At 43.4% G+C, this 14,479-nt stretch carries 12 protein-coding genes; 3 read left to right on the top strand and 9 right to left on the bottom strand.

The window, feature by feature from the left end:
* Positions 1-7 precede the first annotated feature (7 nt).
* Positions 8-1,024 (bottom strand): serine hydrolase domain-containing protein, encoded by a 1,017-nt coding sequence (locus tag GTW09_RS01405; protein ID WP_163109416.1) that lies wholly within the window; start codon positions 1,022-1,024, stop codon positions 8-10.
* A gap of 167 nt (positions 1,025-1,191) precedes the next feature.
* Positions 1,192-1,551, bottom strand: a complete 360-nt coding sequence (locus tag GTW09_RS01410; RefSeq protein ID WP_163109418.1) for a hypothetical protein — start codon at positions 1,549-1,551, stop codon at positions 1,192-1,194.
* Positions 1,552-1,694: 143 nt separating this feature from the next.
* Here GTW09_RS01410 and GTW09_RS01415 point away from each other — a divergent pair, with 143 nt between their 5' ends.
* Complete coding sequence (locus GTW09_RS01415) at positions 1,695-2,861, top strand: iron-containing alcohol dehydrogenase (protein ID WP_163109420.1); 1,167 nt, start codon at positions 1,695-1,697, stop codon at positions 2,859-2,861.
* A gap of 73 nt (positions 2,862-2,934) precedes the next feature.
* Here the strand turns inward: GTW09_RS01415 and GTW09_RS01420 are convergent, their stop codons facing one another.
* The 5 genes from GTW09_RS01420 to GTW09_RS01440 all read right to left on the bottom strand — a co-directional run bounded on the left by GTW09_RS01420 (position 2,935) and on the right by GTW09_RS01440 (position 7,933).
* On the bottom strand, positions 2,935-3,396 hold the full coding sequence (locus GTW09_RS01420; RefSeq protein ID WP_071979059.1) for a YaiI/YqxD family protein: 462 nt from the start codon (positions 3,394-3,396) through the stop codon (positions 2,935-2,937).
* Between the two features lie 82 nt (positions 3,397-3,478).
* Positions 3,479-4,240, bottom strand: a complete 762-nt coding sequence (locus GTW09_RS01425) for an SDR family oxidoreductase (protein WP_071979060.1) — start codon at positions 4,238-4,240, stop codon at positions 3,479-3,481.
* A gap of 52 nt (positions 4,241-4,292) precedes the next feature.
* Positions 4,293-5,060 (bottom strand): SDR family NAD(P)-dependent oxidoreductase, encoded by a 768-nt coding sequence (locus tag GTW09_RS01430; protein WP_071979061.1) that lies wholly within the window; start codon positions 5,058-5,060, stop codon positions 4,293-4,295.
* Positions 5,057-6,064 (bottom strand): NADP-dependent oxidoreductase, encoded by a 1,008-nt coding sequence (locus GTW09_RS01435; protein WP_100972205.1) that lies wholly within the window; start codon positions 6,062-6,064, stop codon positions 5,057-5,059. The genes GTW09_RS01430 and GTW09_RS01435 overlap by 4 nt, the downstream gene beginning before the upstream one ends.
* A gap of 66 nt (positions 6,065-6,130) precedes the next feature.
* Positions 6,131-7,933 carry an acyl-CoA dehydrogenase gene (locus GTW09_RS01440; RefSeq protein ID WP_163109422.1) on the bottom strand — a complete coding sequence of 601 codons (1,803 nt, stop codon included), beginning with the start codon at positions 7,931-7,933 and terminating at the stop codon, positions 6,131-6,133.
* A gap of 146 nt (positions 7,934-8,079) precedes the next feature.
* On the opposite strand from GTW09_RS01440, the gene GTW09_RS01445 reads away from it, so the two are divergent.
* Entirely contained in the window at positions 8,080-9,069 is a 990-nt protein-coding gene (locus GTW09_RS01445; RefSeq protein ID WP_100972209.1) for a GlxA family transcriptional regulator, read from the top strand.
* A gap of 163 nt (positions 9,070-9,232) precedes the next feature.
* Positions 9,233-11,527: a TonB-dependent receptor gene (locus tag GTW09_RS01450; RefSeq protein WP_163109424.1), complete on the top strand. Its 2,295-nt coding sequence runs from the start codon at positions 9,233-9,235 to the stop codon at positions 11,525-11,527.
* A gap of 128 nt (positions 11,528-11,655) precedes the next feature.
* Here GTW09_RS01450 and GTW09_RS01455 read toward each other — a convergent pair whose 3' ends face one another.
* Entirely contained in the window at positions 11,656-12,012 is a 357-nt protein-coding gene (locus tag GTW09_RS01455; protein WP_071979066.1) for a hypothetical protein, read from the bottom strand.
* A gap of 239 nt (positions 12,013-12,251) precedes the next feature.
* A complete protein-coding gene (locus GTW09_RS01460) occupies positions 12,252-14,465 on the bottom strand; it encodes a prolyl oligopeptidase family serine peptidase (protein ID WP_239059238.1) in 2,214 nt (737 codons plus the stop codon).
* Positions 14,466-14,479: the final 14 nt, after the last annotated feature.

Genomic DNA, 14,479 nt, shown 5'->3' on the forward strand with positions numbered 1-14,479 from the left:
TATTTAGCTAAATGGAGCGAATAATTTCTATTACTCGTTCGTAGAGAATATTGTTTAGAATAGCTAAATCGTTACCTGTGGTGCTAACAAATTGAACAACAACCATATCCTCTTGTTCGAAATATCGCGCCACGCTTTGATAGCCAAGCACCCATCCCGTGTGGCCATATTGATAATTCGCACTATAGAGTTGAGCTTCATAATCACTGAAAAATGTACCCTCGTTCAACGCTCTTATAAATATTGCCACCTCTTTCGCCGTAGAAACATAACCGTGCTCTAAATGACGTAAGTCGTCATCATAGCCAAGGTGATAACCGCTAACTAAGTGTTTTTTATCAACCTCATTTGTCGAAAAGTAAGTGTTCGATAGCCCTAAAGGCTTTAGTAGCGTGCGCTTTATATACTCACCATGAGGCGCTCCCGTTATCTGGGCTATTATTTTTTGCAGAAGAAAGTAATTGCTATTTGAGTATTGGTAATCGATGCCGGGTTTAAAGTTAGCTGGCTGGTCGTAAATTAGGTCGATAACGTCGATTTTTAACTCGCCCCAGTGAAAAAGTTCGTGATCTGTAAAATTTGGAATACCACTTCGATGTTGAAGCAACATTTGAACTGTAATTTGATCAGCGTTGGCTATACGACCTCTTGTTTCAGGTAAATAGTCTGATAAATATCCGCCGAGTTTCACCCTACCCTCGCCAACCAATTTTATAATTGCAGCTGCGTCGTACAGTTTTGCGATACTGGCAATTTTAAATAATGCATCGGGGTGAATTGGTGTTGGCGTATCGCGGTTTATATGGCCACTGGTATAAAAAACTGGTTCATGATCTTTTCTATCAACGTAGACCACTACACCGTCGATACCCTCGTCAATAAATTGATCTAACTCCTGCTGGAGGGTGCTAGGTAAAGGTTTTAAGTAGTACAAACCATATTGCCAAGGCGCAAAAAGATAAATACTGGTCAAAGTAACCAGCACGGCCATTGCTCTTAGAATATTAATGTTACGCGGTTTCATTATTTTATTATTTTCTTAGCTCGATAAACTGAGCAGGCTGAAAGTATCCAGTTCTACAGTAACAGCTAAGTCACCTTATCAACGACAATTTATATCAACCACTACTTTTGAGTCTACTTTTATGGAGGGTTTCATTTAATCGTCACACATTTTGCTCTATTAACGCGCTATAAATAGCCAGCTTTTTCGTACGCTTTGTAACCCGCTTGAGTAAGCGTTTTCAGTTCATCAAAAAGCTCGGTATCTACTTTAGTAAAATTAAAACAAGATTTACCCTGCATGCGCTTTTTAAGGGCGGGCGAAATATCTTCTAGCAACTCAGGAAACACATACACTGGCATGAGATGGTAGCTCACGTAGCGCTTGCCTATTTTGCATGACCCAAAATACATGGGTTGGTTGTTTGGCATAACGTAATGAGTGTTTATATAAAAATGATCAGGCTCATCTGTCACAACGACTAAACCACAAGCGTAAAGAATAAGAATATGTTTTAGGGATAGAAATACGCTCTCAGAATGTTCCATTCGTTCTCTCCTTTATTGACTTTTTACATCGTTAAAATAGCCAGCCGTGCTAAGTCTTAAACAGAATAAGTCTTAAGTGCATTACAGACAATTGTTATGCTACTGTTAATGATATATTAAAAAACAATTTTAAGTAGACAATCATGGCAGTAGATATTCATTTACCCAGCATTATGAAAGTTGGTGGAGGAGCGATATCAGAGCTTCAAGATATGCTTCTTACTTTGGGAATAAAAAGCCCCTGCATTATTGCAGATCCTGTAATGGTATCGTTGGGAAAAGTTGAAAGTATCACTTCAATGCTAGCATCCTATGCCAGCAACATCGAGGTCTTCAGCGATGTAATGCCAGAGCCAGATGATAAATCGATAAACGGCGCAGTGTCTCTGGTTAAACAAAGTCAGTGCGACGGCCTTATTGCTCTTGGAGGTGGTAGCGCTATTGATAGTGCAAAAGCTATTGCATTATTAGCGAGCCACGGGGGGCAAATGCGCGACTATAAAGTCCCCCAAGTAGTAACACAGCAAAGCATTCCTATTATTGCCATTCCCACCACTGCCGGTACAGGTTCAGAATGCACGCGCGTTACCGTAATAAGCGATTCTCAGTCGGCAGAAAAGATGCTTTGTATGGGGCCAGGCTTAATGCCGAAGGCGGCCATTTTAGATTATGAACTTACGCTATCTGTTCCCTATCGTGTAGCAGCAGATACGGGGTTAGACGCTTTAACCCATGCTATTGAGGCTTACGTTAGCAAAAAATCAAACCCCTTTAGCGACCAGCAGGCTATTGCCGCTATGCGGTTAATAGCTCCCAATATTATAAAAGCCTGTAAAACACCACAAGATAAAGCAGCCAAAGAGGCTATGATGCTAGGTGCAAGTTTGGCAGGCCTTGCATTTTCAAATGCGTCGGTAGCATTAGTGCATGGCATGAGCAGGCCTTTAGGCGTACATTTTCACGTACCTCATGGCATGAGTAACGCTATGCTTCTACCACTGGTTACCCAGTACTCATTAACAGGTAACTCAGAAAAATATGCCGAGGTGGCCCACTATCTTGGTTTAGTTGACGAGAGCAACATAACCAACATTGCTGACTCCCATGAGAGACTTATTGAATTTTTGCACCATCTAAATCAAGAGCTAGACGTACCTACTATGTCTTCGTTTGGTATAGAAAAGGCGCCTTATGATGACATTATCGAATTGATGGCTACGCAAGCCATAGCTTCTGGCTCACCGGGTAACAACCCTAAAGTACCTGCACATGAAGAGCTCGTGCAACTTTATCGAGATGCTTATGCATAGCGGCTGCTGTGTAGCACGTTCATGCTGACGCTGAACAAAGGTTACAAGCGCATTTTAGATAAGTCGATTAAAGCTAGTTTTTTGCCGCTCTTATACCCTGCATAAGCAGTCTGTCGAGGGCGTTAGCAAAATTCTGTTTATCTCGTTGGGAAAATGCTTTGGGCCCGCCTGTGTGTTCTCCACTTGAGCGCATAGTCTCCATAAAGTCTCGCATGGTGAGTGCCGCGCGAATTGACGACTTATCAAATTCATCACCGCGAGTATTAAGCGCACTTGCACCTTTTGCGAGTATATCTGCCGCTAACGGTATATCGTTGGTGATGGCCAAGTCTCCCGCTTCAATTTTTTCGACAATGTAATCATCTGCCGCGTCAAATCCTGAGGGAACAACGGTAAGGGTTATGTGCTTGTCTGGCGGAACAGACATAGAATGGTTGGCAACTAAAGATAAAGGCAGACCTGTGCGTCGGGCTGCCTTAAAAAGTATTTCTTTTATTGCACCGGGACACGCATCTGCGTCTACCCATATATGCATAATTTTCTCTCTAACGTGGTTCTAACTTGCGCTATTGTACTCATTCGTGCACAACGTTGAGCTACGCACGCGTACAATAATTTTAAGCAAGCATACCACCATCAACCACTACTGTCGTGCCTGTAGTATAACTAGACGCATCAGAAACAAGATATAGCACCGTGCCTGCCATCTCGTCAGGATCTGCCACTCTTCCAAGCGGAATTACCTTAAGCGCATGTTTTAAAATTTGCTCATTTGTTGTTAGTGCAGATGCAAACTTGGTATCTGTTAAGCCTGGTAGTAAAGCATTAACGCGTATGTTTAAGCTACCGCATTCTTTAGCAAACGACTTAGTCATACTAATCACTGCTGCTTTGGTAATTGAGTAAATACCCTGCATGTCGCCTGGCGTTACACCATTCACCGATGCGGTATTTAAAATTACACCGCCGCCCTGCTCTTTCATCATTTTGCCCGCTTCAATAGACATGAAAAAGTAGCCACGAATATTAACATCTACCGTTTTATTGTATGCGCCTAAGTCAGTATCGAGTATGTGACCAAAATAGGGGTTTGCAGCAGCGTTGTTTACCAGTATGTCTAGTTTTCCAAAATCTTGCTTAATAGTGGCAAACGCGTTAGTAATTTGATCCATCTCCCCTACATGGCAAGCTAGTGCAGTCGCCTTGCCACCTGCATCTCGGATAGATGAAGCAACCGCTTCACAGCCATCTATTTTTCGGCTTGAAACGATAACATGTGCGCCGTACTGCGCCAGTAAGCGGGCAATAGACTCACCAATACCACGACTTGCACCTGTAACAAGTGCCACTTTTCCAGTTAAATCGAACAAATCTTTCATTGTTATAATCCTTATTTTTACATTCTGTGCTGTATTTTTTCTGTATTAATTTTTAAGCCAACATACCGCCATCAAGCACAACAGATTGACCGGTCATAAACGAAGACTCTTCGCTACACAACCATGCAATAGCATTGGCTATTTCTTCAGGCTTGCCTAAACGTTTCATTGGGTTAGCGCCAACCAAGCCTTTCTGGCCACGTTCATCTAACTTTGACAACACCCCTTGCACCATAGGTGTATCAACAAAACTTGGGCACACCGCGTTAATGCGAATATTCGCTCTTGCATATTCCACCGCCGCAGATTTAGTAAGACCGATGACACCATGTTTTGACGCACTGTAGGCACTGATCATAGGTGCAGAGCGCAGGCCTGCCACCGAAGCAATATTAATTATATGACCGCCACCATTTGCACTCATGTGTTTAAGTGCATTCTTCATGCAGTACCATACACCGGCAAGGTTTACCTGAATGTTTTTCATAAACATAGCGTCGTCCACTTCGGTAAGCGGTGCTGGAAAGTGGTCAATACCTGCATTGTTAATAACTACATCTACTTTTTCTTGATGGGAATATGCAGTATCGAACATGGCTTTCACTTGTTCTGGGTCTGTCACATCAACCGCAACCGAATATGCTTTACCACCTGCATTGGTTAACGTCTCAACAAGTGCTTTAGCGTTTTCTTCATTTAAGTCTGCGACACCAACCAGTGCACCGCGCTCACACAGCACTTTTGCAGATGCTGCACCTATGCCGGAGCCACCGCCAGTGATGAGAATATGCTTACCTTGTACATTAGCCGCTACGTTCATGCGTTGTGCTCCACTTTTAATACGAGTTTTCCGAAGTTCTCTCCCTTAAACAGCATCATTAATGTGTCAGGGAAGTTTTCTAAACCTACTTCAACGTGCTCCTTTGCCTTAAGCTTTCCTTCGCCTATCCACGTTGCCATGTCTTTCGCTGCCATTGGGTACTCTTTTACATTATCGAATACCACAATTCCCTCCATGCGAGCTCTGTTAACAAGCAGTGACAAGTAGTTCGAAGGGCCTTTTACTGGTGTGGTATTGTTGTATTGACTGATTGCACCGCAAATAACTATGCGTGCACGAATGTTAATACGAGTTAGCACCACATCGAGAATGTCGCCCCCCACATTATCAAAGTACACATCAATGCCTTTGGGGCATGCCGCTTTTAAGGCTTTGGGTAAATCATCGGCTTTGTAATCTACCGCAGCATCAAAACCTAATTCGTTAGTTAGGTAATCGCATTTGTCTTTTCCACCTGCTATCCCAACAACGCGACAGCCTTTTATTTTGGCGATTTGTCCAACCACAGTACCTACTGCACCTGCTGCGCCAGAAACAACAACGGTTTCGCCCGGTTGAGGAAGTCCTGTTTTTAACAATCCGAAGTAAGCCGTCATTCCCGGCATGCCTAATACGCCCAAATAGCGTTCAAGTGGTGCTAAGTTAGGATCAACTTTATGCACGCCCTCTTCGCTTACCACTGCGTACTCTTGCACGCCGAAATGGCCGTAAACGTGGTCACCCACTGCAAATTGAGAAGATTTTGATTCGATAACCTCCCCTACAGTACCGGCGCGCATTACTTCACCAATTTGAACTGGCTCAATATAGCTTTTACCGTCATTCATCCAGCCACGCATGGCAGGGTCTAACGAAATATATTTTATTTTTACCGCTATTTGACCTTGCTCTACAACGGGCAAAGTGACCGTTGCAAAATGCCAATTCTCACTGGTTGGCTCGCCAACCGGACGTTTGGCCAACTGCCATTGTTTATATTCCATAAATTTGTTCTCTTTTGTGAATTACGTTTTCTCGACCTACTAAGCGGTGGAGCTAAGGCCACAGCCCTAAAAATAGGACGCTTTTACGCTGTCGCACGTTGTATCTTGAGACGACAATACTTCGATGTCTCTTTGGACTAACGGTAATTCCCAGTTAAGAAAATACTCGGCTGCCGCAAGTTTACCTTCATAAAAGTCGACATCCTGCCCTGTTGCTCCTTGAACCAGAGCTTGCTCGGCAACATTAGCCTGACGTAACCATATCCAACTCACCACACAGCTAGAGAACACATTAAGGAAACAGCTTGCGTTAGTTAAAAGCACACTCTGTTTGTCTGAACGTAAATCTGCCCCCGCCTGCTGAATAAGTGCACCCAATTTGTCTAAATAGGGCTTAAGTTTGCCCGCGAGAGCCTGTGCACGAGGAGTCTCAGCCCGCTTCATGTCTGCAGTAACTCGTGCAAATAGTGCTTGAAGCCCTTTGCCGTCGTGTTGCCACAGCTTTCTACCAAGTAGATCGAGCGCCTGAATGCCGTTTGTCCCCTCGTGGATTGGGTTAAGGCGGTTATCGCGCCAGCATTGCTCAACAGGATACTCTCGGGTGTAGCCCGCTCCACCAAGCACTTGAATAGCAAGATCATTGGCTTTTGGTCCAAATTCAGATGGCCACGCTTTAAATACAGGTGTTAATAAATCGAGTAATTGAGACAACTCTGTGCGCTTATCTTTATCTTGTTCGGTTTCCATCTCATCAATCAGCATGCTGCCGTATAAACATAGCGACATGCCACCTTCACAATAAGATTTTTGCGCAAGCAGCATACGACGCACATCGCCATGATTGATTATAGGTGTAGGGTCGTCCTCTGGAGCAAGGTTTGGTGCTGCTCTGCCTTGAGTTCTATCTTTTGCGTAGTCTAGCGAGTAGCGATATCCTCTATAGCCAATCATAGCAGCGCCATAACCCACACCAATTCGCGCTTCGTTCATCATCATAAACATGTAACGTAAACCTTGGTGCGGCTCGCCGATAAGGTAACCGTGACAATCGTCGTTGTCGCCAAAGGTAAGCGCCGTTGATGTAGTACCGCGATAACCCATTTTGTGAATTAGGCCAGCGAGTGACACATCGTTTCGCTCACTCGGGTTGCCTTCTGCGTCTAATCGGAACTTTGGCACTGCAATTAGTGATATCCCTTTAACGCCGGCTGGGCCACCAGGAATTTTTGCTAGTACCAAATGTACAATGTTGTCTGAAAGCTCGTGTTCGCCACCAGAAATATAAATTTTACTGCCCTTTACACGATAGGTACCATCTTCCTGTGGCTTGGCTGTGGTGCGAATATCGGCTAGTGCAGAGCCTGCATGGGGCTCGGTTAATGCCATTGTGCCGGTAAAGTCACCGGTAAGCATTTTAGGCAAAAACGCATTTTTGATATCGTCAGAAGCGAAGTGCTTTATCACGTTTGCCGCTGCGGCAGTTAAAAATGGATAGGATGTTGTAGATGGGTTTGCAGCAAGAAAATAGCCCGCACAGGCGTTCATTACGGTAACGGGTAATTGCATGCCGCCATCTTCATAGTCAAAGTGTCCAGCAATAAAGCCCGACTCGCGATAGGTATCAAAAGCAACTTTAACATCGTCAATCATGGTCACTTTTTTACCGTCGAAGGTAGGCTCATTTTTATCGGCAAGCGCGTTATGCGGTAAGAAAAGTTCTTCTGCCATTTTTTCTGCCATATCGACAACAGCATTGAATGTCTCAACGTTATGATCTTCAAAGCGCGGCTTTGAGCAAAGTGCTTCTGTGTCTAGCACTTCGTATAACTGAAATTGCATTTCTCTGCGGGGAATAATTTGATCGGCCATGTTCGTCTCCACGAATAATTGTTAATGCATTGTGTCATATTCGTTATCATGCCATTATTGTCATTATTGTCATTAATGACACAATAATGGTCATAACTGCCATCAATCATCAAAACTAATTTGATAACATAAGCTGTATTATTTACATGAATGAAGCTCCCTTTACTGTCACCGTTTTTGGATTTAATCAGGCGCTCGCATCTGCCATCACAGGAGCTTTAGATGTATTTGCATTTGCAGGTATTAGTTGGCAGCGAATTCATAACCTGCCTACGTCTCAGAAATTTAAAGTGCAACTGGCCAGTGCTCATGGCCTTCCCTTTCACTGTTCTAACCAACTTACCCTTACGCCAAACATTGCCATTGAAGATGTCAGTCACACAGATATCCTCCTAATTCCAACCATTGGAGGTGATATCGACACTGTCCTAAGCGAAAATCAATCGCAGTTAGTTCATATAAAAAGATTGCAGAAAGTGGGGGCAGATATTGCCGCCAATTGTACCGGAACGTTTTTGCTTGCAGAGTCAGGTTTACTCGATAATAAAGTCGCTACTACACATTGGGGCTATGCAGATAAATTCTCACAACGCTATCATCAAATAGATCTGCAACCGGATAAAATGGTAACCGAACAAGATAATATCTATTGTGCAGGTGGCGGTATGGCTTGGATAGATCTCGCTGTTTTGCTAATAGAACGTTACTGTGGTCATCAAATTGCCAGTGATACCGCAAAATCACACGTGCTCGATTTTTCAAGAACCAATCAGACAGCGTATGCAAGCAGCCGGCAGCGACATTTTCATTCAGATAAAGATATTATGGCAGTGCAGTCGTTCATAGAAGAAAATCTTTCTTACAGCATTACGGTAAACACCCTTGCGACAACCCATAATATGACTGAGCGCACGCTGAACAGACGTTTTAAACAAGCCTGTGGCACAACTCCAATACAGTATTTACAAGCCTTGCGTATAGAACAAGCCCGCAAATTATTGGAGACAACAGCTTTTTCAATAGAAAAAATCATTAACGCCGTGGGATACGAGGATTTGAGTTCGTTCACCCGATTATTCAAAAAAATAACAGGACTTTCTCCTTCTCAATACAGAACAAAATTCAAACGAAATTGATGTTTTTCTTACCCCTTCGATTTTCGTAAATTCTTCAAAAAAACGTCAAAAACTACAGCATTGTCCCATAAATTTAGGTAAACTGCCGCCCGCTGCGCATTTCAAAAAAAACAATAAGCGCACAACACTACAAAGTAACTGACACAATCATCTTGGTGAAAACATGAGTTCATATAAAATCGCTTCATTGGCGTTAGCGGTAAGCGCTGCTTTTAGTACGTCTGCACTTAGTCAAGAAACTACAACGACCGAAAAGAAAGAATCAGCACTTGAAAAAATCACTGTAACGGCACAAAAGCGTACGCAGTCTATTCAGGAAGTTCCTATTTCCGTTGCTACATTAAGCGGCGAGAAGTTCGAGAGCATTTTCTCAGGCGGCGAAGATATTCTTGCACTAGCTGTTCGCGTTCCGGGTCTTTACGCTGAATCATCAAATGGTCGCGTAGCACCACGTTTTTATATTCGTGGTTTAGGTAACACCGACTTCGACCTTGCCGCTTCACAACCTGTTTCTATTATCATGGACGAAGTGGTAATGGAAAACGTGGTTCTTAAAAGCTTCCCACTTTTTGACGTTCAACAAGTAGAAGTACTCCGCGGTCCACAAGGCACACTGTTCGGTCGTAACACCACTGCAGGTATTATTAAATTTGACACTGTTAAGCCTACTCAAGACCTTGAAGGTTATGCCAAAGCAGGCTTCGGCTCTTTTGGTACAATGAACTTTGAGGGTGCTATCAGCGGAGGTTTAACCGACGACCTTTCTGCTCGGTTATCTGTATTGTCGCAAGACCGCGATGACTACATTGATAACGCATTCACGGGCGAAGATGATGCAATTGGTGGCTATGACGAAAAAGCATACCGCTTACAGCTTCTTTGGGAACCGTCTGCAGACTTTTCAGCACTTCTTAACGTGCATGGTCGCGACCTTGAAGGTACAGCGTCTATTTTCCGCGCTAACGTTTTCGATAAAGGTAGCAACGACTTAAACGCTAACTACGATCGTGAAACTGTATTCTATGACGGTGACCTTGAAGGTGACGGCATCGATAACAACCCACAAGCATATGAAGGTTTTGGTACATCACTTAAACTTGAATATGACATGGACACAGTGACGTTCACCTCTATTTCTGCATTAGAAACAGCAGAAGGTTCAAGCCTTGGTGACATTGATGGTGGCTTTTTCATAGATACAAATTTTGACGGAGTAGCTGAAGAAACTGGACCAGGGTTTATCCCATTCTCTGCGGTAACTAAAGACGAGCTGAACGACCTTGAGCAATACACGCAAGAGTTCCGTATCGCTAGTAACACTAACGACCCTATGAACTGGCAACTAGGTGCGTTCTATTACGATGCATCTTTTAACGTTACCAGTATCGATGGCTATTTCGGCGCCACCACGGTTTTCCACGAAAACCAAACCTGGGCACTATTTGGTCAAAGTTCTTACCAAGTAAACGAAAAGCTAAATGTTACCGCTGGCATTCGCTACACGCACGACTCTAAGAGTCTTGCTGTGGGCGAGCAAAACGTAAACGGATTTGCATTAGTTACAGGTGATGCATTGATTCAAGATTACGACGATATCAATGTAAGTGATGGCCAAGCGAGCTACGAGCTAAGCGCAAACTACCGTATTACTGACGACATGTCTGTTTTCGCACGTTATGCCAACGGCTTTAGAGCTCAAACTATTCAAGCTCGTGACGTAGCATTTGAAGCCTCACCTTCTGTGGCAGACGCTGAAACCATTAATTCATTCGAAATTGGTTTTAAGTCTGACCTACTTGATGACTCTTTGCGCTTAAACGCGGCTGCTTTCTACTACACAGTTGACGATATGCAGTTCTCTGCTATCGGTGGTGGAAATAACTTCACTGCACTAGTAAACGCAGACCAAGGTGAAGCGTATGGTTTTGAAGTTGATGCGCAATGGCTTGCTACTGATGAGCTTAGCTTCACAGCAGGTTATAGCTACAATCACACAGAAATTAAAGACGACTCTCTAACTATTTCGCCTTGCGGCACTAACCCAGGCTTTGGTTCAACAGGTAACTGTACAGTGACCGACCCACGTCCTGATGGTTTTGTTGCGTCTATTGATGGCAATCCGTTCCCACAGGCGCCAGAGTCAATCTTTAACTTCACTGCTCGCTACACCATTCCTATGGGCGACGACGGTGAGTTCTTCGTATTTACTGACTGGGCATTCCAAGGTGAAACCAACATCTTCTTATACGAAGCCGTTGAGTTTACTACCGACAATAACTTTGAAGGTGGCTTACGCGTAGGTTACGAAAACTTCGCTCATAACTACACAGTAGCCCTATTTGGTCGCAACATTACTGACGAAGATAACGTTAAAGGCGCTATCGACTTCAATAACCTGACCGGTATTGTTAACCAGCCTCGCATCTGGGGTGTAGAGTTTAAATACACGTATTACTAAGCCATTTATTAACAAATAGCTTTTGTAACAAATAGCTTTTGTATTAAATAAAAACGGTAGCCAGTTGGCTACCGTTTTTTTATGTGGCGTTAAAATACTGGGCGGTTGTAATAGCAATAGTGCCAAGCTTATGCCGCTAGCTGAATGTCTTGTTTACTTCGTTTTACTAACTGCTCTAACTTTCTGCATACCTTTACCCAACGCGCAACGCGTTGGTAGTAAACCTGCTCTATCAAATTACCCTTTTCATCAAACAAAAAACTTGCCAGCTTTCCCTTATGCGAGGGCAAATAGAAGTGGTGCACACTGAAGAATTGAGATAAAGGAGCATAGGCCACCTTTTGGTACATACAAAAAGGAAGGTTGTTTGCGCGCTCATCGCCGCCGGTTAACCTTACCCGCCGTTGGAACTCGTTCACTCCTGGAGTAGATAAAATACCGTACTTTGCAATGAGTTGATCAACCGACTTATTACCTGTTTGCATATATTCTCTCCTAGCAGTTTGCGCTTCTTAAACTTGAACCACCGCTTACTGACAAATTTTTTTATAATCGAGCATTATCACCAAATTGACTCGAATTATTTTAAACCACACTGTTTATTTGAACAGTATAATACTGTTTGTTCAAAATGCAAACAAAAAAGCCGCTTTTAAAAAGCGGCTTTTATTACGTTAAATTTTTACAAGCGGTATCTCACCCTGCATTTTTTGATGCGTTAAACTTATTGTAATGCTGCCTCTAAAAATGCCCACTGCTCGGCATAGCCTTGAATACGCATCCAGGTTGGTGTACCTGCTCCGTGGCCCGCTCTTGTCTCTACCTTGAGTAAAATTGGGTTGTCGCAGCCTTGTGATGCTTGCAGCTGAGCTGCAAATTTATAACTATGCCAGGGCACAACCCTATCGTCGTGATCACCTGTTGTTATTAATGTGGCTGGATAGCATGTACCGGGGCGAGTGTTATGCAATGGTGAATATGCATAAAGGGCTTCAAACTGCTCTTTATCTTCGCTCAAACCATAGTCTGAAGACCATCCACGAGCATTGGCACTTGGAGTGTGATAACGCAGCATGTCTAGCACACCTACCGCTGGTAAGGCCGCAGCGAACAAATCTGGTCGTTGGGTGATAACCGCACCAACCAATAGCCCTCCGTTTGAGCCACCCTGTACCGCTAGTTTATCGCTCGATGTGTATCCCTTCTCAATCAGGAAATTTGCCCCTGAGATAAAGTCATCAAATACGTTTTGCTTGTTTAATTTAGTCCCCGCTTGATGCCATTTCTCACCGTACTCACCACCACCACGAATATTTGCTATTGCAAGCACGTTGCCCTGCTCTACCCACACCATACGAGATATAGAATAGCTAGGCAGAAGAGAAACATTGAAACCGCCATAACCGTACAATAGCGTTTTGTTACTTCCGTCTAATTTTATTCCTTTTTTGTGCACAATAAACATGGGTACTTTAGTGCCATCTTTACTGGTATAGAATACTTGCTTTGTTACGTAGTTATCGTAATTTATTCCCGTATCGATGGTTTTAAAAACCGAGCTTGTTCCACTATCTAAATCATATTTAAAAACCTGCCCCGGATTGGTAAATCCAGTAAGCTTGTAGAAGGTGGAGCTAGCATTTTTACTACCATTGAATCCTGACACGTTACCAACGTCTGAAAACGCTAGCTCTTTAAGCTTGTTTCCTTTGGTATCAAACACAACCACGTTAGCTTTTACATCTTTTAAGTACTGCACGAAAAGTTTACCGTCAAGCAGGGAGGCTTTGCGAAGCGTTGCATCGCTACTTTCGATAATTGTACTAATATCGATAACAGCTTTATTGCTATCAGGGCTATCGTTTAGCGTTACCTGAATTACCTTACCAGTAGGCGCGTTTTGAGTAGATGAGAAGAGGAGTTTATTATCCTCTTCACCAATAAGTTCATACAAGCCATCCCATTTATCAAAAATAGGCAATAGAGGCCCCTGTTTGGTCAACGATTTTGCGTAGACGCCATTCGACTCATATCCTTCAAACACAGAAATAAGCAGTGTTTCTCCATCTTGTATAACCGCTGGATATGGATTCCACGTTGGTTTATCGTCGAATTTAAAAACAAGTTTATCTTCGCGCTGTTCAGTACCTAATTGGTGAAAGTAAATCGATACCGTTTTGCTATCGTCATACTCACCGTTTTCATCTTTTGGATAGCGAGAATAGTAAAACCCCGTTTCGTCAGGCAACCAAGCGATATTAGTAAACTTCACACCGCTTAAAAAATCGTTAGTATCTTGCTTTGTGTTTACGTCACGTACGTGAATTGTGCTCCAGTCACTACCACCATCAGAAAGCATATAGGCAAGATAGCCTGCTTTAGGGCTCACCTCGGTAGACGCCATTGAAACTGTGCCATCATCACTTAGGTGGTTAGGGTCGATAAGTACTTCAAAGTTTCCTTCTCTATTCTCTTCGCTCGACACATACATTACATACTGATCTTGTAGCCCGTTATTGTAGGTATAAAATACCTTTGAGTTGACCATGAAAGGCGTAGTGTACTTTTCGTAATCCCACAGTGCTGTCAAGCGCTCTGTATAGCGTTCGTGAGACGGTAACTCACTCAATAACGGTTTCGCTAACGCATTTTGTGCATCAACCCACTCTTTCACTTCAGGCTCATTTTGAGCTTCTAACCAACGGTAAGGGTCGCTAACACTCACCCCGTGATAGTTATCAACCTGATCAACCGTTCTCGTAGCAGGGTAAGCCGATATAGCAGGGAGCACTGCACTTGAACTAGGGCGTGCTTCTTGTATGCTTGAACCTGACGCTTTTGTATCGCTTGCCGTATCGGTTTTATAAGCTGAATTACATGCAACAACAGTACTAGTAGCTAGTATCAGAACGAACGAACGCATTATTTTAGTTTTCAAATTACTCTCCTTAG

Origin of the sequence: Alteromonas hispanica, from assembly GCF_010500915.1 — a bacterium.
In the GTDB taxonomy this organism is placed as follows: domain Bacteria; phylum Pseudomonadota; class Gammaproteobacteria; order Enterobacterales; family Alteromonadaceae; genus Alteromonas; species Alteromonas hispanica.